This is a genomic window from Cellulosimicrobium sp. NPDC030954, from assembly GCF_055571305.1.
The window spans coordinates 40,894-65,600 of sequence record NZ_JBVIFN010000002.1 but is presented as its reverse complement, the minus strand read 5'-3'; the positions used below and the strand labels follow the sequence as shown (position 1 = coordinate 65,600).

General features: G+C 73.0%; 20 protein-coding genes. 7 read left to right on the top strand and 13 right to left on the bottom strand.

Annotated elements, in window-relative coordinates:
- Positions 1–280 precede the first annotated feature (280 nt).
- Positions 281–3,022 (top strand): DEAD/DEAH box helicase, encoded by a 2,742-nt coding sequence (locus ACZ402_RS05310; protein WP_375824632.1) that lies wholly within the window; start codon positions 281–283, stop codon positions 3,020–3,022.
- 123 nt (positions 3,023–3,145) lie between these two features.
- Here the strand turns inward: ACZ402_RS05310 and ACZ402_RS05305 are convergent, their stop codons facing one another.
- Together ACZ402_RS05305 and ACZ402_RS05300 are read right to left on the bottom strand one after the other, a co-directional pair.
- Positions 3,146–3,571: a carboxymuconolactone decarboxylase family protein gene (locus tag ACZ402_RS05305; RefSeq protein ID WP_375824633.1), complete on the bottom strand. Its 426-nt coding sequence runs from the start codon at positions 3,569–3,571 to the stop codon at positions 3,146–3,148.
- A gap of 70 nt (positions 3,572–3,641) precedes the next feature.
- On the bottom strand, positions 3,642–4,544 hold the full coding sequence (locus ACZ402_RS05300; RefSeq protein ID WP_375824634.1) for a GNAT family N-acetyltransferase: 903 nt from the start codon (positions 4,542–4,544) through the stop codon (positions 3,642–3,644).
- A gap of 118 nt (positions 4,545–4,662) precedes the next feature.
- Here ACZ402_RS05300 and ACZ402_RS05295 point away from each other — a divergent pair, with 118 nt between their 5' ends.
- The 4 genes from ACZ402_RS05295 to ACZ402_RS05280 all read left to right on the top strand — a co-directional run bounded on the left by ACZ402_RS05295 (position 4,663) and on the right by ACZ402_RS05280 (position 8,438).
- On the top strand, positions 4,663–5,388 hold the full coding sequence (locus tag ACZ402_RS05295; protein WP_375824635.1) for a VIT1/CCC1 transporter family protein: 726 nt from the start codon (positions 4,663–4,665) through the stop codon (positions 5,386–5,388).
- A gap of 25 nt (positions 5,389–5,413) precedes the next feature.
- Positions 5,414–5,917 (top strand): Cys-tRNA(Pro) deacylase, encoded by a 504-nt coding sequence (gene ybaK / locus ACZ402_RS05290; RefSeq protein WP_375824636.1) that lies wholly within the window; start codon positions 5,414–5,416, stop codon positions 5,915–5,917.
- Positions 5,918–6,020: 103 nt separating this feature from the next.
- Positions 6,021–7,682 carry a recombinase family protein gene (locus tag ACZ402_RS05285; protein ID WP_375824637.1) on the top strand — a complete coding sequence of 554 codons (1,662 nt, stop codon included), beginning with the start codon at positions 6,021–6,023 and terminating at the stop codon, positions 7,680–7,682.
- Between the two features lie 9 nt (positions 7,683–7,691).
- Positions 7,692–8,438, top strand: coding sequence for a YggS family pyridoxal phosphate-dependent enzyme (locus ACZ402_RS05280; RefSeq protein ID WP_375824638.1), 747 nt, complete (start codon positions 7,692–7,694; stop codon positions 8,436–8,438).
- A gap of 73 nt (positions 8,439–8,511) precedes the next feature.
- Here ACZ402_RS05280 and ACZ402_RS05275 read toward each other — a convergent pair whose 3' ends face one another.
- The gene (locus ACZ402_RS05275) at positions 8,512–9,561 is read right to left on the bottom strand and encodes a lipoate--protein ligase family protein (RefSeq protein ID WP_375824639.1); all 1,050 of its coding nucleotides are present in this window, start codon (positions 9,559–9,561) and stop codon (positions 8,512–8,514) included.
- Positions 9,562–9,629: 68 nt separating this feature from the next.
- Complete coding sequence (cimA, locus tag ACZ402_RS05270; protein ID WP_375824640.1) at positions 9,630–11,288, bottom strand: citramalate synthase; 1,659 nt, start codon at positions 11,286–11,288, stop codon at positions 9,630–9,632.
- 336 nt (positions 11,289–11,624) lie between these two features.
- Between cimA and ACZ402_RS05265 the strand changes: the two genes are divergently transcribed.
- A complete protein-coding gene (locus ACZ402_RS05265; RefSeq protein WP_375824641.1) occupies positions 11,625–12,221 on the top strand; it encodes a hypothetical protein in 597 nt (198 codons plus the stop codon).
- 48 nt (positions 12,222–12,269) lie between these two features.
- On the opposite strand, the gene ACZ402_RS05260 is transcribed toward ACZ402_RS05265, so the two are convergent.
- Together ACZ402_RS05260 and ACZ402_RS05255 are read right to left on the bottom strand one after the other, a co-directional pair.
- Positions 12,270–13,403 carry a branched-chain amino acid aminotransferase gene (locus ACZ402_RS05260; RefSeq protein ID WP_375824642.1) on the bottom strand — a complete coding sequence of 378 codons (1,134 nt, stop codon included), beginning with the start codon at positions 13,401–13,403 and terminating at the stop codon, positions 12,270–12,272.
- 208 nt (positions 13,404–13,611) lie between these two features.
- A complete protein-coding gene (locus ACZ402_RS05255) occupies positions 13,612–14,655 on the bottom strand; it encodes a 3-isopropylmalate dehydrogenase (RefSeq protein ID WP_375824643.1) in 1,044 nt (347 codons plus the stop codon).
- 142 nt (positions 14,656–14,797) lie between these two features.
- Between ACZ402_RS05255 and ACZ402_RS05250 the strand changes: the two genes are divergently transcribed.
- The gene (locus ACZ402_RS05250) at positions 14,798–16,015 is read left to right on the top strand and encodes an ROK family transcriptional regulator (protein WP_375824644.1); all 1,218 of its coding nucleotides are present in this window, start codon (positions 14,798–14,800) and stop codon (positions 16,013–16,015) included.
- 69 nt (positions 16,016–16,084) lie between these two features.
- Here ACZ402_RS05250 and ACZ402_RS05245 read toward each other — a convergent pair whose 3' ends face one another.
- The 7 genes from ACZ402_RS05245 to ACZ402_RS05215 all read right to left on the bottom strand — a co-directional run bounded on the left by ACZ402_RS05245 (position 16,085) and on the right by ACZ402_RS05215 (position 24,683).
- A complete protein-coding gene (locus ACZ402_RS05245; protein ID WP_375824645.1) occupies positions 16,085–16,624 on the bottom strand; it encodes an ASCH domain-containing protein in 540 nt (179 codons plus the stop codon).
- Positions 16,625–16,628: 4 nt separating this feature from the next.
- A complete protein-coding gene (locus tag ACZ402_RS05240) occupies positions 16,629–17,369 on the bottom strand; it encodes a cysteine hydrolase family protein (RefSeq protein ID WP_375824646.1) in 741 nt (246 codons plus the stop codon).
- 414 nt (positions 17,370–17,783) lie between these two features.
- Complete coding sequence (gene ilvC / locus ACZ402_RS05235) at positions 17,784–18,809, bottom strand: ketol-acid reductoisomerase (RefSeq protein ID WP_375824647.1); 1,026 nt, start codon at positions 18,807–18,809, stop codon at positions 17,784–17,786.
- A 118-nt stretch (positions 18,810–18,927) separates the two neighbouring features.
- Positions 18,928–19,452 (bottom strand): acetolactate synthase small subunit, encoded by a 525-nt coding sequence (ilvN, locus tag ACZ402_RS05230; protein ID WP_047232530.1) that lies wholly within the window; start codon positions 19,450–19,452, stop codon positions 18,928–18,930.
- 6 nt (positions 19,453–19,458) lie between these two features.
- Entirely contained in the window at positions 19,459–21,372 is a 1,914-nt protein-coding gene (locus ACZ402_RS05225) for an acetolactate synthase large subunit (protein ID WP_375824648.1), read from the bottom strand.
- A gap of 376 nt (positions 21,373–21,748) precedes the next feature.
- Positions 21,749–23,617: a glycoside hydrolase family 13 protein gene (locus tag ACZ402_RS05220; RefSeq protein ID WP_375824649.1), complete on the bottom strand. Its 1,869-nt coding sequence runs from the start codon at positions 23,615–23,617 to the stop codon at positions 21,749–21,751.
- A 19-nt stretch (positions 23,618–23,636) separates the two neighbouring features.
- Positions 23,637–24,683: a DUF4037 domain-containing protein gene (locus ACZ402_RS05215; RefSeq protein WP_375824651.1), complete on the bottom strand. Its 1,047-nt coding sequence runs from the start codon at positions 24,681–24,683 to the stop codon at positions 23,637–23,639.
- Positions 24,684–24,707: the final 24 nt, after the last annotated feature.

The window sequence follows — 24,707 nt, the reverse complement described above, 5'->3', positions numbered from 1 at the left end:
CCCTTGGTCCCACGGCGACGTGGGGTCGGTGGTCGTCGATGACTCGGAGTCCAGGCCCGGCCACGACGCCGTTCCCGCGGCATACCCTCGCACACGTTGACAGCGCTATCAACCCCTTGTGCCCCGATCTCCCGATCTCCCGAGCCCGGGATTGTCCCCCGGTCCGGCCCGGAACCGGGGAACGACCCCGGGTTCGGCGGCGCCAGATCCGCACCGGCCCCGCGGCCGGCGCGACCGGCTGCCGACGACCCCGGCGCTCCACACCTGACAGACTCGTCCCGTGACCACCACGACCGGCCGCACCCCGGCTCTCCTCGCGCACGTGCCCGCACCGACGGGCAAGGCTCCCGACCCGGACGCGCTCTACGAGGGGTTCACCACCTGGGCGACGGAGCAGGGTCTCGAGCTCTACCCGCACCAGAGCGAGGCGCTCATCGAGCTGGTCACCGGCTCGCACGTCATCCTCTCGACGCCCACCGGCTCGGGGAAGTCCCTCGTCGCGATGGGCGCGCAGTTCGCCGCGCTCGCCGCGCACCGCTCGGGTCGCGGCGGCCGCACGTACTACACCGCGCCGCTCAAGGCGCTCGTGAGCGAGAAGTTCTTCGCGCTCGTCGCGGCGTTCGGGTCCAAGAACGTCGGCATGACGACGGGCGACTCCGCCGTGAACCCCGACGCCCCGATCATCTGCTGCACGGCGGAGATCCTCGCGAACATCGCGCTGCGCCGCGGCGGCGGCGACGGCGCCGCTGCCGGACCTGTCGACGAGGACGCGATCTCCCAGGTCGTCATGGACGAGTTCCACTTCTACGCCGACCCGCAGCGCGGCTGGGCGTGGCAGGTGCCCCTGCTCGAGCTGCCGCACACCCAGTTCCTGCTCATGTCGGCGACGCTCGGCGACACCACGCGGTTCGTCGAGGAGCTCGAGGAGCGCACCGGGCGCCCCGTCGCCGAGGTCACCACGGCCGAGCGGCCGGTCCCGCTGCACTTCAGCTACGTCGTCGAGCCGCTCACCGAGGTCATCGAGGAGCTCGTCAGCACGCGCCGCGCGCCCGTGTACGTCGTGCACTTCACGCAGAAGGACGCTGTCGAGCGCGCGCAGTCGCTGTTGTCGATGAACGTCGCGACGAAGTCCGAGAAGGAGGCGATCGCCGCCGAGCTGGGCGACTTCCGCTTCGGGACCGGGTTCGGCAAGACGCTGAGCAAGTTCCTGCGGCACGGCGTCGGCGTGCACCACGCGGGCATGCTGCCCAAGTACCGGCGCGTCGTCGAGCGCCTCACGCAGGCGGGGCTGCTCAAGGTGGTGTGCGGCACGGACACGCTCGGCGTCGGTATCAACGTGCCGATCCGCACCGTGCTGCTCACGAGCCTCGTGAAGTTCGACGGCGAGCGTATGCGCCACCTCACCGCGCGCGAGTTCCACCAGATCGCCGGACGCGCGGGCCGCGCCGGGTACGACACCGTGGGCGAGGTGCTCGTCATGGCGCCCGACCACGTCATCGAGAACCGCAAGATGCTCGCCAAGGCGGGCGACGACCCGAAGAAGCTCAAGAAGATCGTCCGCAAGAAGGCGCCGCAGGGCTCGGTCAACTGGACCGACGCGACGTTCGAGCGCCTGCGCGACGCCGAGCCCGAGCCCCTGACCAGCCACTTCACCGTCACGCACGCGATGGTCCTCAACGTCCTCGCGCGCACGGCCCAGCACGGCCGTGGGCACGTCGACCCCGCCGACCCGCGCCGCGACCCCGTCGAGGCGATGCGGCACCTGCTGCTCGCGAACCACGACACGGACACCCAGCGCCGCGAGCACGTGCGCCAGACGCTGCGCATCTACCGCTCGCTGCGCGTGGCGGGGATCGTCGAGCGGGTCCGCGTCGAGGACCCGTCGCGCCCGGAGGGGTACCGTCCGAGCGTGCGCCTCGTCGGCGACCTGCCGCGCGAGTTCGCGCTCAACCAGCCGCTGTCGCCGTTCGCGCTCGCGGCCCTGGACCTGCTCGACGTCGAGGGCGCGACCCACGCGCTCGACGTCGTCTCCGTCATCGAGGCCACGCTCGACGACCCGCGCCAGGTGCTCTACGCGCAGCAGAACGCCGCCAAGGGTGAGGCCGTGGCCGCGATGAAGGCCGAGGGGTACGAGTACGAGGAGCGCATGGCGCTGCTCGAGGAGATCACGTGGCCCAAGCCGCTCGAGGAGCTGCTGGCGCCCGCGTTCGCGATGTACAAGCGGTCCAACCCGTGGGTCGCCGACGCCGAGCTCTCCCCCAAGTCCGTGGTCCGCGACATGGTCGAGCGCGCGATGACGTTCGCGGAGTTCGTGTCCGTCTACGGTCTCGAGCGCACGGAGGGCGTCGTGCTGCGCTACCTCGCGGACGCCTACCGCGCGCTGCGGCAGGTGGTCCCGGAGGAGCACCGCACCGAGGAGGTGCAGGAGATCGTCGAGTGGCTCGGCGAGCTGGTGCGCGGCGTCGACTCGTCGCTGCTCGACGAGTGGGAGCGCCTGGCGCACCCGGTCGACGACGACGCGGACACCGAGGTCGGCGACGGCCCGCTCTCCGGGGCCGGCGCCGAGGCACCGACCCGGCCGGTCACGGGCAACCCGCGCTCGTTCCGGCGGCTCGTGCGCAACGCGCTGTTCCGCCGCGTCGAGCTCGCGTCCCGCGAGGACTACCGCGCGCTCGGCGCGCTCGACGGCGGCGCCGGCTGGGACGCGGACGCGTGGGGCGACGCGCTCGACCCGCTCTTCGAGGACCAGGGCGACGACGCGGTCGGGATCGGCCCCGGCGCCCGGTCGGCGGCACTCTTCCGGGTCGTCGAGGCGGGCGCGGAGCTGCCCGCGGGCCACGAGGGCCCGACGGCGGAGCACGCCCCCGGCGGGGTCGTCCCCGCGGGCACGTGGCTCGTGCGGCAGGTGCTCGACGACCCCGCCGGGGACCACGACTGGGCGATCACGGCGAGCGTCGACCTCGCGGCGAGCGACGAGGCGGGCGAGCCGGTCGTGACCGTGCTGGCCGTCGGGCCGCTGTAGACCGGCGCCCCGACGAGCGCCGCGGCCGGGCGCCACGGGGTCGCGCACCACCACCGGCCGGGCGCCACGGGGCCGGGTACCACCAGCCGGTCGCGGGGGTCGGGGCGCCGCCGCCCTGGCCGCTCAGTCGACCGGCAGCAGCCCGCGCTCGGCGAAGACCTGCTTGGCCACGGCCGTCGCGTTGAGCGCCCGCGGGAACCCGCAGTAGACGGCGGACTGCAGCAGCGCCTCGACGATCTCGGCCGGCGTGAGACCGACGTCGAGCGCGGTGCGGACGTGGATCTCGAGCTGGGGCTCGCACCCGCCGAGGGCGCTGAGCATCCCGAGCGTGACGAGCTGCCGGTCGCGCGGCTCCAGCTGCGGTCGCGCGTAGATCTCGCCGTAGGCCCAGGCCGAGATCTGGTGCTCCAGCTCGGGCGAGACGTCCGCGAGCGCGTCGGCGAGGACGGCGCCCGCGGTCGCGTTGACCGAGCCGAACACCCCCCGCCCGTGCTCGTAGCGCTCCGCGCGTGTGGTCGGTCGGTCGTCCGTGAAGTTCCCCTGCGTCACGCCGAGCAGCGTAGGGGACGGGGTACGACCTGCGCCGACGGTCTCACGGCGGGCGTCGCGGGCGGAGCGGTCACCGCGCCTCGCGCCGCCGGTCGAACCGCTCGGGCAGGTGGGTGAAGCCCGCCGAGACGTAGGTGGCGACGCCTCCGACGTTGGACGCCGGCGTCGCGACGAGCGCGCTCGAGGCGCCCAGCGCGCGGAGCGCCGCCAGCCCGGCGAGAGTGACCGCGCGGCCGAGACCGCGGCCCCGGTGCTCGGCGTGCACGCCCATGGGCTCGATCAGCCCGGGTCGGCCCGGGCCGGCCGACCACACGGCGATCACCGCCGCCGCGGACCCGGTGGCGATGTCGGCCGGGTCGCCGACGACGGGTGGGCCGTCCTGCACGACGAGGCAGCGCGCGTCGGCGTACGGGAGCCCGGTCGCCAGGGCGTGCCAGCGCTCCGGCGCGGCCCGCGTCCCGCCGAACGACGAGCGCAGCGCCTCGGCCCACGCGGCCGCCTCCGACGGCCCGACTTCACGCACCCGGACGCCCGGGTCCTCGACCGGGGCGGCCAGGTCGCGGCGCAGGAGCGCCCACCGCTCGTCGACGCGCCACCCCGCCGCGGCCAGGTGCTCGTCCACGAGGGCACCCACCGGCGCCTCGACCGACGCACCGCCCTCCCCGAGCACTCCGCGCTCGGGTCGCCCGGCGTCCTCGGCGAGGCGCCGCGCGAGCTCGTCGTCGCGCTGCAGGTCCGGTGCGATCCCCAGGCGGAGCAGGTCGGGGCCGTCGAGCAGCCCGACGGCGACGACCCGTCCGTCGCGGCGCCACGTCCGGACCGCGGCGGCGGTCGCCGTCGCGCCGAACCGCCAGAACCAGCCCACGTCGCCGGGATGCAGCTGCAGCGGCGCCGCGTCGTCCTGCCACGTCCGCAGCGCGTCCAGGGCCTCGCCCAGCTCGTCGACCTCCGGGGTCTCCAGCTCGATCACCATGCCCCGATCAGACCTCACCGCGTACTGGCGGCGCACGCTCATTGCGACGTCGGCCGGTCGTGCAGGAGCCCGCGCGGTCCGGGTCGCGCCGCGCCGGCAGGCCCCTACGGTGGAACCCATGAGCGACGCACCGCGCAACGGCCAGCACCCCGGCGAGCCCCACCACCCGGAGAGCACCGGGTCACGTCTCAACCGGCTGCGTGCCGGGGTCCTGGGCGCCAACGACGGCATCGTCTCGACGGCGGGCGTCGTCGTGGGCGTCGCAGCGACGAGCACGTCGATCCCCGTCATCGCGACGGCAGGCGGGGCGGCGCTCCTCGCGGGCGCGCTGTCCATGGCTGCGGGCGAGTACGTCTCGGTGAGCACGCAGCGCGACACCGAGCGGGCGCTGCTCGCGACCGAGCGGCGCGAGCTCGCCGAGATGCCGGACGCCGAGCTCGAGGAGCTCACGGGGATCTACGAGGCGAAGGGGCTGACGCCGGACCTCGCGCGCCAGGTCGCCGTCCAGCTCACCGAGCGCGACCCGCTCGCCGCGCACGCCGACGCCGAGCTCCACATCGACCCCGACGAGCTCACGAGCCCGTGGGAGGCCGCGGTCGCCTCCATCGTGTCGTTCACGGTGGGCGGCCTGCTGCCGTTCGCGGCGATCCTCCTCGCGCCGGAGACCGTGCGCATCCCGCTGACGTTCGTCGCCGTCGTGCTCGCGCTCGTGCTCACGGGCTGGGGCTCGGCCCGCCTCGGGAACGCACCGACCCGGCGCGCGACGGTCCGGACCGTCGTCGGCGGCGCGGTCGCGATGGGCGTGACCTACGCGATCGGGTCGCTGCTCGACGTCAACGTGTAGCGCGGCTCTGCGGCAGAATCGGCCCGTGGCCAAGAAGTCGAAGTCGTCCGCGCACGCCGGCACGCCCGCGGTCGCGCTCCTCGAGCGCGAGGGCGTCGCCCACACGCTGCACCCGTACGAGCACGACCCGTCGAGCGACCTGTCCTACGGCCTGGAGGCCGCGGCGGCGATCGGGGTGCCCGCGGAGCAGGTGTTCAAGACCCTGCTCGCCGTCGTCGACGGCGCCGCGCTCGTCGTGGGCGTCGTGCCCGTCGACCGCCAGCTCGACCTCAAGGCCCTCGCCAAGGCGGCGGGCGGCAAGAAGGCGGCCATGGCCGAGCCCGCCGCGGCGGAGCGCGCGACGGGCTACGTCGTCGGCGGCATCTCGCCGCTCGGCCAGAAGCAGCGTCACCGCACGTTCCTCGACGACTCCGCGCTCGCGTTCGACGCCGTCTACGTCTCGGGCGGCCGCCGCGGCCTCGACGTCGGCCTCGCACCGTCGGACCTCCTGCGCCTCACGGCGGGCGCGACGGCCCCGATCGCGCGGTAGCACCGAATCTCTGCAGGGCACAGAGGTTGTCGGACCCGACAGCTACGCTCCCGACCAGCAGCGTGCCGGTGGTCGGCCGTGACACAAGCAGCAGGGGTGCTCCGTGGAAGCTCGGTCCAACATGTCGGTGGGCTCGCGCGCCGTCGGGTATCAACGGGTCAGTCGAACACAGCAGGGAGATCGGTTCGAACTCGTTCGCCAGGAGAACGCCATCCGTGCCTTCGCAGAGGACGGCTCGTGGCACTATCTCCGATCGTTCGTGGACCTCGGCGTCTCACGACTCGTCCAGCCATCCCGGCGGCCTGCCTTCTCGGCACTCATGGCCGCCGCTGGACGACGCGAGTTCGACATGGTGGTGATCGAGAGCATCGACCGACTCGGTTCTGGGCGAGGCGTGTGGGACGCCGTGGAGGGACTGGCAGGCGCTGGGGTCCCGACAGCGGTCTCGGCGCTGCGGGTCGATGATCTGTACCGGTTGGGGCGCCCGGCCGTCGAACTCCTCGCTGCGCACGCAGTTGCCGAGGTCGACGACCTACGCCGTCGGACACAAGGCGGGATTCAAGCAAAGGCCCAGGCAACCGGTGCCCCTCACATCGGTGGAAGACCGCCGTTCGGGTACCGCGTCGCCCGGGAGAAGCACTATGCGTCGCACCTGGAGATCGACCTCTCGGAAGCACGCACGATCACCGAGGTGGTCGACCTCCTCCTGCGCGACGGCATGTCGTTCGCCGCGGCTGCGGCGCGGCTCAACGCCGAGGGGCGACCGACCCGTTCGGGTCGTCCCTGGACCGAGGGCAACCTACGGAGCAGGGTCCTCTCCTCCGCAGTCATCGATGCCGCCATCCACTTCCGCGGGCGGCATGCCCTCCGGTCCCCGGACGGCAACCCGCTCTGGGGCGCGAGCGTCACGATCTCGCTTCCGAGGATCGTCAGCGAGGACGATGCGGACGCACTCGTCGTGCGTTTTCGCCGAACTTCACCAGCGCGCGAGCGGTCGGTGTACCCACTCTCCGGGAGGATGACGTCTCCCTGCGGCGAGACCTACACGGGCGCCGACTCCAGCACGCTCTCCTGGGGCTACCGCGGGTACCGCTGTCGGGGTCGCTACCGGGTCGATCGCTCCCCGTGCACGTGCGCGACCCTCGATGCGGACCTCGTGGACAACCACGTCTGGCGTTCGGTCTGCAAGATGCTGGACGGCCGTCGCTCCGACGAGCCTCTCCCGCACGTGTCACGTCGTGCGGGTCTCGAGTGGACGATCGCGTCACTCCGCGACATCACACGGCCGGAACTCCGCCGGGTCGCGCTGAACCAGCTGGACGTCACCGTGACGGTCGTGGAGGACCGTGAAGCCCGCCGCGGCGGAGCGCCGTGCGCCGCCGCGGCGTGGCACAGAGCACGCGGGATCGGCGTGCTGCCTCAGGATCTGTCGGACGAGGAATGGGACTCCGTCGCTCCCCTCCTGCCCAGGGGCCGAGGGGACCGCGTACGGAGAAGCGTCGACGCGATCTTCGCCAAGGCTCGCTCCGGCGCCGCCTGGCCAACACTTCGCGACGTCTACGGATCGACCAGCACCCCGTCCCACTACTTCACCGTCTGGACGCACGACGGAACATGGGAGAACGTCTGCAACGTGCTCGCCGGCGCCCTGTGTGCTGACGTTGCGACCCCTCGGCAGCTACCGATATTCACTATCGCTGTAGGCGCCAGCGAACAGGGCGAAACCGAGCATGTCCCGCAACCCAACGCGCGAGCGACTACCTAGACTGACCGCATGCCCCTCCCCGACCCCTCGTCCGTGCTGCCCGCGCAGATCGCGCAGAACCTCGCCCGGGTGCGGACCCGGGTCGACGACGCCGCCCGCACGGCCGGGCGCGCGACGTCGGACGTGCGGCTGCTCGTGGCGACCAAGACGCAGCCCGCGGACGCCGTGCGCGCGGTCGTCGAGGCGGGCGCGGACCTGGTCGGCGAGAACCGCGTGCAGGAGCTGGTCGCCAAGGCGCCAGACCTCGCCGACCTCGTGGCGGCGGGGCGTGTCGAGGTCCACATGATCGGGCACCTCCAGCGCAACAAGGTCAACCAGGTCCTCGCGACGGCGACGGGCGTCGAGAGCGTGGACTCGCTCGCGCTCGCCGAGGCGCTCGCGGCACGCTGCGCGCGCGACGGCCGCGTGCTCGACGTGCTCGTCCAGGTGAACGTCTCGGGCGAGGAGTCCAAGTCGGGCGTCCGGCCCGACGACGCCGTCGCCCTCGCGACCGCCGTCGCCGCGCTCGAGGGTCTGCGTCTGCGGGGCTTCATGACGATCGGCGCGAACTCGCCGGACGAGACGGTGGTGCGCGCGGGCTTCGCGCGCCTGCGCGCGGTGCGCGACGCCGTCGTGGGCTCGGGCGCCCCGGGCACCGCCGACGCGCGCGAGCTCTCCATGGGCATGAGCGGCGACCTCGAGCTCGCCGTCGCGGAAGGCGCGACGATCGTCCGCGTCGGCACCGCCGTCTTCGGCCCGCGTCCCACGCCGAGGTAGAACCCGCCGTCGCGACGTAGAACCCGGGGAGCCCTACCTCGCGACCGGCGGCTCTACCTCACGGGTGACGGCGTCACGGGACGCGCGCGGTCCACTCCGGCGTCGAGAACTTCGTCCGCGCGAGCTCCTGGGCGCGCTCGCGCTCCTCGGGCGTGACCTTGCCCTCGACCGTGCGGTAGCGCGACCGGAAGTGCGCCTTGAACGCCTCGATGACGTCCTCGCGCGCCATGCCCGTCTGCGAGCGCACCGGGTCGACGCGCTTGTTCGCGCTCGTCGTGCCCTTGTCCGAGAGCTTCTCGCGACCGATCCGCAGCACCTCGGTCATCTTGTCCGCGTCGATGTCGTACGCCATCGTCACGTGGTGGAGCACCGCTCCCCCGCGCAGCCGCTTCTGCGCTGCGCCCGCGATCTTGCCCGCGGGCGACGCGATGTCGTTGAGCGGCTTGTACGTCGCCTCGACGCCGACGTCCGCGAGCGCACCGAGCACCCAGTCGTCGAGGAACGCGTACGAGCGCTCGAAGCTCAGGCCCTCGACGAGGGAGCCCGGGACGTAGAGCGAGTAGGTGATGGTGTTCCCCGGCTCGACGAACATCGCGCCCCCGCCGGAGATGCGGCGCACGACGGTCACGCCGTGGCGCTCCGCGCCCTCCGGGTCCACCTCGTTGCGCAGCGACTGGAACGATCCGATGATCACGGCGGGCGACGCCCACTCCCAGATCCGCAGCGTCGGGCCGCGGCGGCCGGCGTCGAGCTCCTCGGTGAGGACCTGGTCGAGCGCGAGGTGCATCGCCGGCTCCTCCGGACCCTCGTGCACGATCTCGAACGTGTGGTCGCCCCAGCCCGTCGCGTGCCCGAGGGCTCGCCGGACGGCGATGGCCACCGCCTCCGGCGAGAAGCCGATCATCGTGACGTCCTCGCCGAGCGCGCCCTGGACGGCGCTCGCGAGCTGCGCGACCGTCGCCGTCTCCGGCATGCCCGTCAGCGCGCCGTCGATGTCCTCGAGCGCGTCGTCCGGCTCGAGGAAGAAGTCGCCGCTCACCGCGACGCGGGCGAGCCGCCCGGCCTCCACCTCGACGTCGACCGCCACGAGCTTGCCACCAGGGACCTTGTACTCACCACGCACCCGTCCACCCTAAGCCCGCGGGGCGGCGGCTCGGCGGGAGACGTCGGTCACGACCGTCCGGCGACGGCTCAGCGAGGGTCGACCCCCGCGTGGACCAGCCCGTAGATCGCGGAGTCGGTCAGCGCCTCCCAGGCCGCCTCGATGAGGTTCGGTCCGACGCCGACCGTCGACCACGACGTCGAGCCGTCGGTCGTCTCGATGAGCACGCGCGTGATCGCGTCGGTCCCCTGCTCGGTGTCGAGGATGCGGACCTTGAAGTCGATGAGCTCGAACACGTCGATCTCGGGGTAGACGCGACCGAGCGCGAGCCGCAGCGCGTGGTCGAGCGCGTTGACGGGCCCGTTGCCCTCGCCGGTCGTGACGATGCGCTCTCCCCCGGCGTGGAGCTTGACGGTCGCCTCGGCCGTGGCCTCGGTACCGCGCGACCCGGCCCGCTCGACGATCGTGCGCCAGCTCTCGACGCGGAAGTACGGGGGACGCTCGCCCGTGATCTCCTCGCGGAGCAGCAGCTCGAACGAGGCGTCCGCGGCCTCGTAGGTGTACCCGTTGGCCTCGTCGTCCTTGACCCGGTTGGTCACGCGCGTGAGGAGCTCGCCCTGCCCCGACAGGTCGAACCCGAGCTCGCGGCCCTTGAGCTCGATCGACGCGCGGCCGGCCATGTCGGAGACGAGCATGCGGATGTCGTTGCCGACCGCCGTCGGGTCGATGTGCTGGTAGAGGTCGGGGTCGACCTTGATCGCGCTCGCGTGGAGGCCGGCCTTGTGCGCGAACGCGCTCGCGCCGACGTACGGCTGACGCGCGTACGGCGAGATGTTGGTGATCTCGCTGATCGCGTGCGAGATGCGCGTGGCCTCCTCCAGGCCCTCCCCGGTCAGGGTCCGCAGCCCGTGCTTGAGCTCGAGGTTCGCGACGACCGTGAGGAGGTCGACGTTGCCCGTGCGCTCCCCGTACCCGTTGACCGTCCCCTGCACGTGGGCCGCACCCGCCTCGACGGCCGCGAGGGTGTTCGCCACCGCGCACCCGGAGTCGTTGTGCGCGTGCATGCCGAGCAGCGCGTCGCCCGGGAGCGCGACGCGCCCGTGCGGGAGCCCGACGGCGTCGCGCAGCTCCTCGACGACCTCGACGACCCAGGTCGGCAGCATCCCGCCGTTGGTGTCGCACAGCGCCACGACCTCGGCCCCGGCCTCGAACGCGGCCTGCACGGCGGACCGTGTGAACGCCGGGTCGTACCGGTAGCCGTCGAAGAAGTGCTCCGCATCGACGACGACCCGCCGGCCCTCGCCCACGAGGAACGACACGGTGTCGGTGATCATCGCGAGGCCTTCGTCGGGCGTCGTGCGCAGCGCGCGCTCGACGTGCCGCACGTCCGACTTGGCGACGAGCGTCACGACGGGCGCCTCGGAGTCGACGAGCGCCCGGACCTGCGGGTCGTCCCACGCGCGCAGCCCGGCCTTGCGGGTCGAGCCGAACGCCGCGAGCACGGCGTGGCGCAGGTCGAGCTCCTTGGCCGCGCGGCGGAAGAACTCCGTGTCCTTGGGGACCGCACCGGGCCAGCCGCCCTCGATGAACCCGACCCCGAGCTCGTCGAGCAGCGGCGCGATGGCGAGCTTGTCGGCGACGGAGAGGTTCATGCCCTCCTGCTGCGCGCCGTCGCGCAGGGTCGTGTCGTAGACGTGGAAGACCCGGGGCTCGCGGGTACCGGTCACGGGGGTCGTCGCCGAGGTCATGGTGCCTCTTCCTGCCGTTCGTCGTGTCGCGGACGCCGGGGCGTCCGTCCCTCTGGTCCGTCTCCCGGGACGCCGGGCGGGCCCTCGTGAGGCGGGAGGCCCGGCATCCGTGCCGCCGGGCGGGGGTGGTGCCCAGCAACAAAAAAACCCCCCGAGGGTGCGGGAGGTCTGCGCGTCCGGTGGGTGCTACCGGGCGCGCTACTCGATAATGAGCTGGGAGACGAGGTGTGTCACAGGGCACATGGTGCCACAGGTTCCGCGAGGATGGACACGAGCGTCCATCCACCGAGCCGCCCACCGCCCTCGGGCGCGGCGGCGACCGACCGAGGAGTGACGATGAGCGACCCGACGCCGGGCGGCTACGACCCGCAGAACCCCCCGACGCGCCGCTACGGGCAGCCGCCCGTGCCGCAGCAGCACGCCCAGCCACCCGCGATCCCCCCGACGGACCCGCAGGCCGGCTTCCCCGAGCAGAGGCCGCCCGTCAATCCGGCCGACCCGCGCCTCGCGGTCGAGGCCGGCCGGTTCTGGGCGGGCGCTGCGGCGACGGCGCTCGTCGCCGCGCTCATCGGGCTGCTCGGCGTGATCATCTTCGAGCGGATCTTCTCGATCACGCTGGTGCCGCCGCCGGACCTGTTCGGCACAGGGTCGCGCCAGGCGGCCTGGGCGATCGACGGGGCGATCCTCGCGGTCCTCGCCGCAGGCGTGCTGCACCTGCTCATCCTCAGCACGCCGCGCCCGCGCGCGTTCTTCGGCTGGATCATGGCGCTGGTCGTCGTGGTGATCGCCGTGCTCCCGTTCGCCTGGTCGAGCGACGTCACGGCGGCGGCACTGTCCGGGCTCATCAACCTGCTGATCGGCATCGCGGTCTGGTCGTTGCTCGCGGGCGTCGCCGGGCGGACGATCGTCGTGCGGCCGGCGACCGCCCTCTGACCCACCGGCCGGCGCGTCCACGCTGACCGGCCCGCACGACGACGGGGCTCAGGCGAGGCGGCGCAGCCAGCCGTGGCGGTCGGCGGCGCGCCCGGTCTGGATGTCGGTGAGCTCGGTCCGGATCGCCATCGTGAGCGTCCCGGCCTCACCCCCACCAATGGTGTGGTCGAAGTCGGACCCCGCGAGGCGTCCGATCGGGGTGATGACGGCGGCCGTGCCGCACGCGAACACCTCGGTCACGGAGCCGTCCCGGATCCCGGCGAGGACGTCGGTGAGGGGGATCCTGCGCTCGACCACGTCGTGCCCGCGGTCGGTGAGGAGGCGGATGATCGACGAGCGCGTGACGCCCTCGAGGATCGAGCCGCTGAGCTCGGGCGTCTCGACCGAGCCGTCCGCCTTGACGACGAACACGTTCATGCCGCCGAGCTCCTCGAGGAACGTGCGCGTCCCGGAGTCGAGGAAGCACACCTGCTCGCACCCGTGCTGCTGCGCGACCACCTGCGGGAGCAGGCTGGAGGCGTAGTTGCCGCCGCACTTCGCGTCGCCGGTGCCCCCGGCGCCCGCGCGGCTGTACTCGCGGTCGACCCAGATCGACACGGGCTTCACGCCGCCCGAGAAGTAGGGACCGACCGGGGAGGCGATCACCAGGTACTCGGCCTCGAGCGAGGGACGCACGCCGAGGAACGCCTCCGACGCGTACATGAACGGGCGCAGGTAGAGGCTCGCCTCGTCGCCGCTGGGCACCCAGTCGACGTCCGTGCGCACGAGCGCCGTGATCGAGCCGACGAAGTCGTCGACGGACAGCGCGGGGAGGGCGAGGCGGTGGGCCGAGCGGGCGAAGCGCGCCGCGTTGGCCTCGGGGCGGAACGTCCACACCGACCCGTCGGCGTGGCGGTACGCCTTCATGCCCTCGAAGATCTCCTGCGCGTAGTGCAGGACGGCGGTCGCCGGGTCCAGCAGGAGGGGGCCGTACTTCTCGATGCGGCGGTCGACCCAGCCGTCGGTCGAGTTCCAGCTGATCCGCGCCATGTGGTCCGTGAAGACCGTGCCGAACTTCGGGGCCGCGATCGCGGTCTCGCGCTCGGCGGGCGGCGTCGGGGCGTCGGTCGGGCGGACGTCGAACAGGGCGACGAGGTCCTCCTCCGAGGACGACGGCTGGTGCTGCGCTGCAAGGGTGCTCATCATGAGGCCTTTCACCTGGCGACCCGGGTGGTCTCCGCCTAGTTTTCCACGACCGTACGGCTCGTGCGGCGATCCCCGCGAGGGCACGACGGCGGCAGGGGCGTCACCGGGTCAGAACGGGAGGGATCCGGTCCTGGGGCGATGACGACCGAGGTGCGGGGACTGCGGGCGAACCGGTGCCCGGGTCCGTGCGGACCCGGGCGGCGTGTCAGCCGGCGACGCGAGCGGCGAGCTCGCGGCCCACCTCGGCCGTCGAGCGTACTCGGCTCCCCCGCTCGGCGAGGTCGGCCGCGACGGCCGCCTCGACGCGCTTCGCCTCGGCGGCGAGGCCCAGGTGGTCGAGGAGGAGGGCGACGGACAGGACGGTCGCCGTCGGGTCGGCCTTGCCCTGCCCGGCGATGTCCGGGGCCGAGCCGTGCACGGGCTCGAACATCGACGGCGCCGTGCGGTCGGGGTTGATGTTCGCGGACGCGGCGAGGCCGATCCCGCCCGTGATCGCGGCGGCCTGGTCCGTGAGGATGTCGCCGAAGAGGTTGTCCGTGACGATGACGTCGAACCGCGACGGCTTCGTCGTGAGGAAGATGGTCGCCGCGTCGACGTGCAGGTAGTCCGTCGTGACGTCGGGGAACTCGGCGTTGACGGCCTCGACCGTCCGGCGCCACAGGTGGCCCGCGTGCACGAGGACGTTGTGCTTGTGCACGAGCGTGAGGTGCTTGCGCGGGCGCGCCTGCGCACGGGCGAACGCGTCGCGCACGACGCGCTCGACGCCGAACGCGGTGTTGAGGGAGACCTCGGTCGCGATCTCGTGGGGCGTGCCGGTGCGCAGCGAGCCGCCGTTGCCGACGTACGGGCCCTCGGTGCCCTCGCGCACCACGACGAAGTCGATCTCGCCCGGGTCGGCGAGGGGCGAGGTGACGCCCGGGTACAGCTTGCCCGGGCGCAGGTTCACGTAGTGGTCGAGCGCGAAGCGGAGCTTGAGCAGCAGACCGCGCTCGAGCACGCCCGACGGGACGCTGGGGTCGCCGATCGCGCCCAGGAGGATCGCGTCGTGGCCGCGGATCGCCTCGAGGTCCGCGTCGGTGAGCGTCTCGCCCGTCGCGTGCCAGCGGCGCGCACCCAGGTCGAACGGCGTCGTGGAGACCTTCACGTCCGAGCCGGACACGGCGGCCTCGAGCACGGCGAGACCCTGCTCGACGACCTCGGTACCGATGCCGTCCCCGGCCACGACTGCCAGATCAATGGTGCGCGTCATGCGGTGAGCGTACGCCGCCGCGCCACCCCTCGGGACGGGGGTCTCACGTCTCGGACTGCGCCTCGCCGGCGTCCGAGTTGCACGACAGGGCGGGACCGTGCACTATTAGGAAACTTTCCTAAAACCCGCTCGAAGGAACGCCATGACCGCGCCCACCTCGTCGAGGATCCCCGGCACGCCGGGGCTGCTCCGCACGATCAACGATCGCGCGGCGCTCGAGCTCCTGCTCGACGCCGGACCGCTCACCCGGTCCCAGATCGGCGACAGCACGGGCGTGTCCCGACCGACGGCCTCGCAGATCGTCGCACGGCTCGAGCAGTCCGGTCTCATCGAGCCGACCGGCTCCGTGCAGGGGGCGCGCGGGCCGCAGGCGACACAGTACGCCGCACGCACCGACGTCCTCGTCGGGCTGGCGCTCGACGTCGTGCCCGACGGCGTGCGGGCCAGTGTGGTCGACGCGCTCGGCCGGACGCTCGGCGAGACCACCGTCACCGCGGGCCCGGACCGCGCGGCCGCGACCGACGTCCGCACGGCGCGCGACGAGGCGTGCGCGGACGCGGGCATCCCGGTCGCACGCGTGGCGACCGCCGTCGTCGGCGTCCAGGCGGCCGTCGCGCCGCGCACGGGCGACATCGCCCTCGTCGGCGAGCTGCCCGGCTGGCCGCGCGAAGGGCTGCGGGGACATCTCGAGGACGCGCTCGGCATCGACGTGCGCGTCGAGAACGACGTGAACCTCGCCGCGATCGCCGAGCGCGACGCCGGCCGGGACGAGCAGAGCTTCGCCCTGCTGTGGCTCGGCGAGGGCATCGGCATGGGGGCGTGGCTCGACGGCCGCGTCCACCACGGCACCTCGGGCGGTGCCGGCGAGATCGGCTACCTCCCCGTCCCCGCCACGGACATCGACGACTCCGTCAACGTGCAGGACCTCGTCGGGGGCCTGCGGCTCGTCGAGCTCTGCGCCCGGGCGGGCGTCCCCGGGGTCACGGCGACCACCCCGTACGCCGCGGCGGTCGCCGCGGTCCGCGAGCATCACGACACGGCCGCCGTCCGCGAGCTCGTGCAGGACCTCGCCCGCCGCGTCGCGATCGTGCTCCAGCCCGTCGTCGCGATCCTCGAGCCCGACGCCGTCGTGCTCGGCGGGCCGACGGGCGTCGCGTGCGGCGCGGCGCTCGCCGAGGCCACGGCCGCCGCGCTCCGCGGCACCGACCAGCGGACGGGAGCGGTCGTCGCGAGCGCCGTGCCCGAGCTCGCGGTCCTGCGCGGGGCGCGCTCCGTCGTCGCGCAGGACGTGCGCACGCTCCTGCTCGCCGCAGCGGGTCGACCGGACCACCCGGTCGGCACGTCGTCGATCCCGGGGTAGTCCTCTTCACCTGCCCCGCGAGCGGTGGCCGGCCGACCGTGGCACGGCCGGTCACCGCTCATCCCCGCCTCAGTGCGGGTAGCGCAGCTCGAACCGCTCGCACACGAGCGGCATGTCAGGAGCGAACTCGCGCTCCAGCACGCGGCGGAAGTACGTCTCGTGACCGTCGCGCCACGACTCGAGCGAGCCGTCGTCCTCCCCCTCCGCCAGGGCGAAGTCCGCGTCGACGTCCTCGAACGCGACGATCTCGACCGACGTCGTGCGGACGAGCGCCCGCGGGTGGCCTTCCCCGTCGAGCAGGATCGACAGCTCGCCGACGCGCGGGACGGGCTCCCCCGAGTCCTCGTACTCCCACAGGGCGGACGACGTCGCCGTCTTCTCCCCGCTCAGCACCGCCGCGAGCAGGCCGTCGGCCAGCGCGGGGTTGTCGCCGAACGACCACGCGGGCGGCGGCACCGTCTCGGGGACCGTGGTGCCGGTGACCACGCCCACCCGCGCCATCCCGGCGCTCGGCCGCGCCAGCTCCCAGAACGCGACGATCTCCGCCGCCCTCTCGTCCAGCACCACGTCGTCCGTCACCGGTTCCCCCTCGTCCGCCTGTCGGGTCATGCCCCTATCGTGGCGCACCGAGGGGCGATGTGCCCGGTCTCTCGCGTTTCGTCCCCCTCGTGTCGCGCGCGCCGACGGACCCGGCCACCGCCGCGACGACGGCCGACGACGAGCGGAGCACGACACCCAGGCCCGCGACCTGAGCGAGGCCCTCCTCGGTCGTGCCCGAGACGGCATCGGGCACGACGACGGCGCGCAGGTCGCGCTCGCTCGCGTCGGTGAGCGTCGCGCGGGGGCAGTTCGGGAAGTTGCATCCCGCCACGACGACCGTGTCGACGCCGCGCTCGCGCAGGAGGCCCTCGAGCGGGGTGCGGTGGAACGCGCTCCACCGGGGCTTCCACACGACGACCTCGTCGGGGCCGAGGACCTGCGGCCGCCCGGCCAGCAGCACGTCGGGGTCGAGCGACGGCGCACCCGCAGGCACGAGCTCGGGGAGGATCGCGGAGCCTGGCGACCCCGGCCACACGACGCGCGCACCGTCGGCGATCGCCCGGCGCCGCACCAGGTCCACGTCGTCCCCGTCGTAGAGGCGCACGACGTGGACGACCGGCAGCCCGGCCCGCCGGTACGCCTCGACGAGCGCGACGAGCGCGGGAACGACCGCGCGTGTCCCCGCGACCGGCGTGCTGCCACCCTCGGCGAAGTCGACCTGCGTGTCGATCACCAGCAGGGCCGACGTCTCCCAGCGCGGAGCCAGGTACGGGTCCAGATCCTCGTCACGCGGCGCGAACGAGACTGCGGTCATGGCAACCTCCTCGTCGGTTCCAACAGGTCGACGTCCCTCCGCCGACGTGCTGATGACACACGTCCAGGTGATTGGCCGTCGTGATCGTGCCGGCCCGAGGACCGTGGCCGCCCGACAGCACGAAGAAGGGCGGCGTCGTGCGCGATCGTGGCGGGCCCGGCGAAGGCCGAGGCACGAGGCCAGATGGTAGATCGCGCACGACGCCGCCCCTCCTCGAGGTGAGCGACGGACGTCAGGCTCAGCGTGCGGCGCTGCCCTTGACGTTCCCGGTCGGGCAGACACCTCCCGCCGACTCCGGCAAGAGCTCCTTCGTCGCCCTGCCTGCGTCAGCGTGCGGCGCTGCCCTCGGTTCTCACGGTCGGGCAGACACCTCCCGCCGACTCCGGCAAGAGCTCCTTCGTCGCCCTGCCTGCGTCAGCGTGCGGCGCTGCCCTCGGTGTAGTCGGCGTCCTGCTGCTTCCACGCGAACAGCGAGCGCAGCTCCTTGCCGACCTTCTCGATCGGGTGCTGCGCGGCCTTCTCGCGCAGCTCCTTGAACTCCGGCGCGCCGGCGTCCTGGTCGTCGATGAACCGCTTGGCGAACGCGCCGGACTGGATGTCCGCGAGGACGCCCTGCATGTTCTCCTTGACGTGCGGGTCGATCACGCGCGGGCCGGAGACGTAGTCGCCGTACTCGGCGGTGTCGGAGACGGACCAGCGCTGCTTGGCGATGCCGCCCTCCCACATGAGGTCCACGATGAGCTTCAGCTCGTGCAGCACCTCGAAGTAGGCGATCTCCGGCTGGTAGCCGGCCTCGGTGAGGGTCTCGAACCCGTACTGGACGAGCTGCGACACGCCGCCGCAGAGGACGGCCTGCTCGCCGAACAGGTCGGTCTCGGTCTCCTCGGTGAACGTCGTCTTGATGACGCCGGCACGCGTGCCGCCGATCGCCTTCGCGTACGACAGCGCGACGTCCCACGCCTGGCCCGACGCGTCCTTCTCGACGGCGATGATGTCGGGGATGCCGCGGCCCGCGACGAACTCGCGGCGCACGGTGTGGCCCGGCGCCTTGGGCGCGATGAGGATGACGTCGACGCCGTCGGGGGCCTCGATGTAGCCGAACCGGATGTTGAAGCCGTGCGCGAAGGCGAGCGTCTTGCCGGCGGCGAGGTTCGGCTTGATCTCGTCGTTGTAGATCGAGCGCTGGTGCTGGTCCGGCGCGAGGATCATGATCAGGTCGGCCCACGCCGCGGCGTCGGCGACGGACTTCACCTCGAAGCCCTCGTCCTGGGCCTTGGCGGTCGACTTCGAGCCCTCGCGGAGCGCGACGACGACCTCGACGCCGGAGTCGCGCAGGTTCTGGGCGTGCGCGTGGCCCTGGCTCCCGTAGCCGACGATCGCGACCTTCTTGGCCTGGATGATGGACAGGTCGGCGTCGTCGTCGTAGAACAGCTCAGCCACGATGGATCTCCTCGGTTCTTCGTTGCGGTGCAGGGGGTCTGTTGCGATGTCTCGCGGTGGAACGACGATCGGTGCGCACCGACGCCCGTGCGGGTCTTGGTGCGAGGGTAGGCGATCGTCAGGCGGAGCGGACCACGCGTTCCAGCGCGCGGTCGGTGATCGAGCGGGAGCCGCGCCCGACGGCGACGGTCCCCGACTTCACGATCTCGCGCACGCCGTACGGCTCGAGCGCGCCGAGCAGGGCGTTCAGCTTCTCGCCGGTGCCCGTCGCCTCGATGGTCACGGCGTCGGGCACGACGTCGACGACCTTCGCGCGGAACAGGTTGACGACCTCGAGCACGCCGGTGCGGTTCGCGCCGTCGGCGCGGACCTTGACGAGCAGGAGCTCGCGCTGCACGGACGCGGCCGCGTCGAGCTCGACGATCTTGATGACGTTGACCAGCTTGTTGAGCTGCTTCGTCACCTGCTCGAGCGGGCGCTCCTCGACGTCGACGACGACGGTGATGCGCGAGATCTCCTCGTGCTCGGTCGGGCCGACCGCGAGCGAGTGGATGTTGAAGGCGCGACGGGCGAACAGGCCCGCGACGCGCGTGAGCACGCCGGGCTTGTTCTCGACGAGCACGGAGAGGGTGTGGCGGGACATGGCGGGTCAGTCCTCTCGGTCCCACGCGGGCGAGATGCCCCGCGCGTACTGGATGTCGTCGTTGCTCACGCCGGCGGCGACCATCGGCCACACCATCGCGTCGCGCGAGACGTTGAAGTCGATGACCACGGGTCGGTCGTCGATCTCCATCGCGCGCTTGATCGCGGCGTCGACCTCGCCCATCGACTCGACGCGGATGCCCTCGCACCCGTACGCGTCCGCGAGCTTGACGAAGTCGGGGACGCGCGCCGTGCCCTGGCCCGTGTGCAGGTCGGTGTTGGAGTAGCGCTTGTCGTAGAACAGGGTCTGCCACTGGCGCACCATGCCGAGCGAGCTGTTGTTGATCAGCGCGACCTTGATGGGGATCTCGTTGATCGTGCAGGTGGCGAGCTCCTGGTTGGTCATCTGGAAGCAGCCGTCGCCGTCGATCGCCCAGACCGTCGCGTCCGGGCGGCCGACCTTCGCGCCCATCGCCGCGGGGATCGAGAAGCCCATGGTGCCGAGGCCGCCGGAGTTGATCCAGGTCCGCGGATGCTCGTACCGGATGAACTGCGCGGCCCACATCTGGTGCTGGCCGACGCCCGCGACGTAGACCGACTCGGGCCCGGAGATCTCGCCGAGACGCGAGATGACGTGCTGCGGGGCGAGGTGACCGTCGTCGGGCTCGGTGTACCCGAGCGGGTAGGTCTCGCGCCAGTCGTCGATCTGGCGCCACCACGCCTCGACGTCCGGCTTCCCCTTGGCCTCGTGCTCGCGCTCGAGCTCCGGGAGCAGGTCGGCGATGACCTCCTTGAGGTCGCCGACGATCGGCACGTCCACGTCGCGGTTCTTGCCGATCTCCGCGGGGTCGATGTCCGCGTGCACGATCTGCGCGTGCGGCGCGAAGCTCGAGAGCTTGCCCGTGACGCGGTCGTCGAAGCGCGCGCCGAGGGACACGACGAGGTCGGCCTTCTGCAGCGCCGCCACGGCGGGGACGGTGCCGTGCATGCCGGGCATCCCGAGGTTCTGGGGGTGAGTGTCGGGCACGGCGCCGCGCGCCATGAGCGTCGTGACGACCGGTGCGCCCGACAGGTCGACGAGGCGGCGCAGCTCGGCCGACGCGTTCGCCCGGACCACGCCGCCGCCCACGTAGAGCACCGGGCGCCGGGCCGACGCGAGCAGGCGCGCGGCCTCCTTGATCTGCTTGCTGTGCGGCTTCGTCACCGGGTGGTAGCCCGGGAGCTGCACGTCCTGGGGCCACGAGAACGTCGTGCGCGACTGCATCGCCGACTTCGCGATGTCCACGAGCACCGGGCCGGGGCGGCCCGTCGAGGCGATGTGGAACGCCTCCGCGATGGTGCGCGGGATGTCGGCCGCGTCGGTGATCAGGTACGAGTGCTTGGTGATGGGCATGGTGATGCCCACGATGTCGGCCTCCTGGAAGCCGTCTGTGCCGATCAGCGACTCGGCGACCTGGCCGGTGATCGCGACGAGCGGGATCGAGTCCATGTTCGCGTCGGCGATGGGGGTGACGAGATTGGTCGCGCCCGGGCCCGAGGTCGCCATCGTGACGCCGACCTTCCCGGTCGCGTGGGCGTAGCCCTGCGCGGCGTGGCCGCCGCCCTGCTCGTGGCGGACGAGGATGTGGCGCAGCCGCTGCGAGTCCATGAGCGGGTCGTACGTCGGGAGGATCGCGCCACCCGGGATGCCGAAGACGACCTCGGCGCCGACCTCCTCGAGGGAGCGGACGATCGACTGCGCGCCGGTCATCTCCTCACCGGTCGAGGTGCCCTGCGTGCTGCCGGCCGGTCGAGCCGTGGCGGCGCGCCGGACGTCGCCGCGCGGGGCGACCGACGCGGGTGTCGGGGCGGGCTTCGGCGCCGCGGCGGCGGGCGTCGGGGCGCCCGGTCGCGGAGGTGCCGGGGTAGGACCCTGGGCCATGGTGTCTCCTGCGTGTCGTGGCCTCGGCCCGGCGGGCGCCCCGTGGGGCGCGCCGCCGGGAACCGGAGCCGACCGTGGTGGTGCGGTCGTGCTGGTCGCGGTGTGCGGGTGCCGGTCCTCGCGGGTCTCGCGGGTGCGGCGCTCGCGGTGGCCGGGTGGGCCTGCCGCGGTCTGTCTGCCGTGCTGATGGCGTTGTGGTGGCAACAAAAAACCCCTCGGACCCGGGATGCCGGGCTGGACGAGGGGTGAGCGCGCTGACGAAGCCTGGTGGCGTGGCCTCAGCCGGCGCGCTCAGGAAGTACTACAAGGAGGATCGTCTGCACGTCTGGGACTGTACGCCCATGTCCCAGGGATGTCACGTGTCGAGGCGGCCGTCTCACGCACTGGGACGTGCGGCGACCTCGCCCACCCGGCGGAGCACCCGCCCCTCCCACGGCAGCAGGTGCCCGACGGCGCCCGGCCGACCTCCGGCGTCGGGCCCGCCCGGGTGCGTGGCCACCAGGGTCGACGCGTCCTCCCAGCCGGCGAGGACGTCGTCCGGCAGGTCCTGGGGCTGCCCGCCCACGTTCACGAGGACGAGCAGCTCGTCGCGCACGACGGTCCCGTCCGTCCGCGTCGTGTCGAGGCCGCGCGTGAACGCGTAGACCGCCTCGTGCTCCGGGAGGAGCATGCGGAAGTCGCCGAGCGCGACGACCGGCTCGTCGCGACGCAGGGCGACGAGCCGCCGGTAGAAGTGCAGGACCGAGTCCTCGTCGGCCCACGCGGCCTCCGCGTTGATCGCCGTGTGGTTCGGGTTGACCTCGAGCCACGGCGTCCCGGTCGTGAACCCGGCGTTCGGGCTCGCGTCCCACTGCACGGGGGTGCGGGCGTGGTCGCGGCTCGCGTGCGCGAGCACGGCGAGCATCTCGCCGTCGGTGCGCAGCCGCGGGCCGCCCGTGCGGCCGGTGAGCTCGCGGAAGTACCCGAGCGACTCGACGTCCTGGTACTGGTCGACGCGCGTGAACGGCGCGTTCGTCATGCCGAGCTCCTCGCCCTGGTAGACGTACGGCGTGCCGCGGTGCAGGTGCAGCAGGAGCGCGAGCGCCTTGGCCGACGCGACGCGGTGCGCGGGCGAGTCGTCGCCGAAGCGCGAGACGACGCGCGGCTGGTCGTGGTTGTCCCAGTAGAGGGCGTTCCAGCCGCGGTCGGCGAGGCCGGCCTGCCACCGGCCGAGCGTCGCCTTGAGGTCGGCGAGGTCCCACCTGACCGGGTCGTAGCGCGTCGCCCCGTGGTCGATGCCCATGTGCTCGAACTGGAACACCATGTCGACCTCGCGACGGTCGGGGGCGGTGTACCGGACGCCGTGCTCGACGGTGACGCCCGGAGTCTCCCCCACCGTGAGGATCTCGCGGCCCTGCGCGAGGTACGGGGCGAACACCTCGCGGTGCATCTCGGCGAGGAACTCGTGCACGCGCGGCCCGTCCGTGTAGTGCGGGCTCCCGTCGCCGAACGTCCCCCAGTGCACCTCGCCGTCGGGCAGCGATCCGTCGGGGGCGACGTCCTTGGAGACGAGGTTGATGACGTCCATGCGGAACCCGTCGACGCCGCGGTCCAGCCACCGCCGCATCATCGCGTAGACCGCGTGGCGGACCTCCGGGTTCTCCCAGTTGAGGTCCGGCTGCTTGGTGTCGAACAGGTGCAGGTAGTACTCCCTCGTCGCCTCGTCGAACCGCCACGCGCTCCCGCCGAAGAACGAGCGCCAGTTGGTCGGCTCGGCGCCCGGTGCTCCCGGCTCCATGCCGGCGCGCGCGGGGCGCCACCAGTACCAGTCGCGCCGCGGGCTCTGCGCGGATGAGCGCGACTCGACGAACCACGGGTGCTCGTCGCTCGTGTGGTTCACGACGAGGTCCATGACGAGCTTCATGCCGCGCGCGTGCAGCCCCTCGATCAGCGCGTCGAGGTCCGCGAGCGACCCGAACAGCGGGTCGACGTCCTCGTAGTCGCTGATGTCGTACCCGTTGTCCGCCTGCGGCGACCGGTACACCGGGGACAGCCAGACGACGTCCACCCCCAGCCGCTCCAGGTGGTCGAGGCGCCGGGTGATCCCGGGGAGGTCGCCGACGCCGTCGCCGTCGGTGTCCTGGAACGAACGCGGGTACACCTGGTACACGACCGAGCGCGTCCACCAGGGCGCGTCATCAGGCGTCTCGGCGCCGGGCCACCCGCCGCGGGGCAGGGGGTCCGGGGTGGGGGCGGACGAGGTCATCGCACGACTTCCTCTCGGGTCACGGGGTCGTCGTCCCAGCCTGCCCGACACCGCGCGCCGCGGCGACGCGACGGCCGGGGTCCGTGAGGACGTCGACGTCGTCGACCCACTGCTCGACCGTCCCGACGCCCGGTGGCAGCGCCCGCACCACCGGGTCCTGGATCGCTGCCGTCACCACGTCGGCCACCGGCCCGAGCCCCCGGTACGGCCGGTCGAAGAACGGGACGACGACGTCGGTCACGGTCGGGAGGCCCACCGCGCCCTGGAGGTCGTGCAGGGTCTCCAGACCCCGGCACAGCGCCACCTCGCGGGATCTCCAGTCGTCCGCCGCGAGGGCGGCGGCGAGGTCGGGCGCGGCGGCGGCGGCGCGCGGGAGCGTGGCGAACGCCGTCCCGAACCACTTCCCGTACGGCGGCCAGCGCCGCTCGAGCAGGAACCCGAGGTGCATCGCGACGCGCACGAGCCGGGCGGCGACGACGCGCGACCCGAGGTCGTCGCCGCGCTCCGCCGTCCGGCCGACGAACGGCAGCTCCTGCCCCATCCGCGCCCAGTCGACGGCGACCGCGTACCGCCACAGGTCGGTCGGGTACCAGGCGAGGCGGTCGCGTGCCGCGGTGACCCGACCGTCGGTGTCCGCGAAGACGGGACCCGCGGTGACCTCGAGCACCGCCTGACCGGTGAGCGCGAGCCAGTCGTCCAGGCTGAGCGGGCGCGTCGCATCGAGTCCCAGGCGGGACGTGGTGAAGCCCGACGGCGACGCGACCTCGACCTGGTGCGGACCGTGCGGGCTCCACGTGGTCGGGAACCGGGTCGGGTAACCGGCGAACGTGCCAGGGAGCGCCGCATCGAGCAGCGCGTCGACCTCGTCGACCATCGGCTCGTCGACCAGCAGCGTCAGACGCAGGCCCCAGTCGTGGTCGCGCGACGTCGCGTCGTCGAGCCCCAGCACGTCGGACCCGCTCCCGAGGCGTCCCGCCGCGTGCGGCAGACCGGGCCAGCGGCCGAGCACGATCGGCCCGACGACCTCGTCGTAGTAGCGCCGCGCGAGGTCGGTCCCGGCTTCCACCCGGGAAACCTAGCGGGTCGGCGT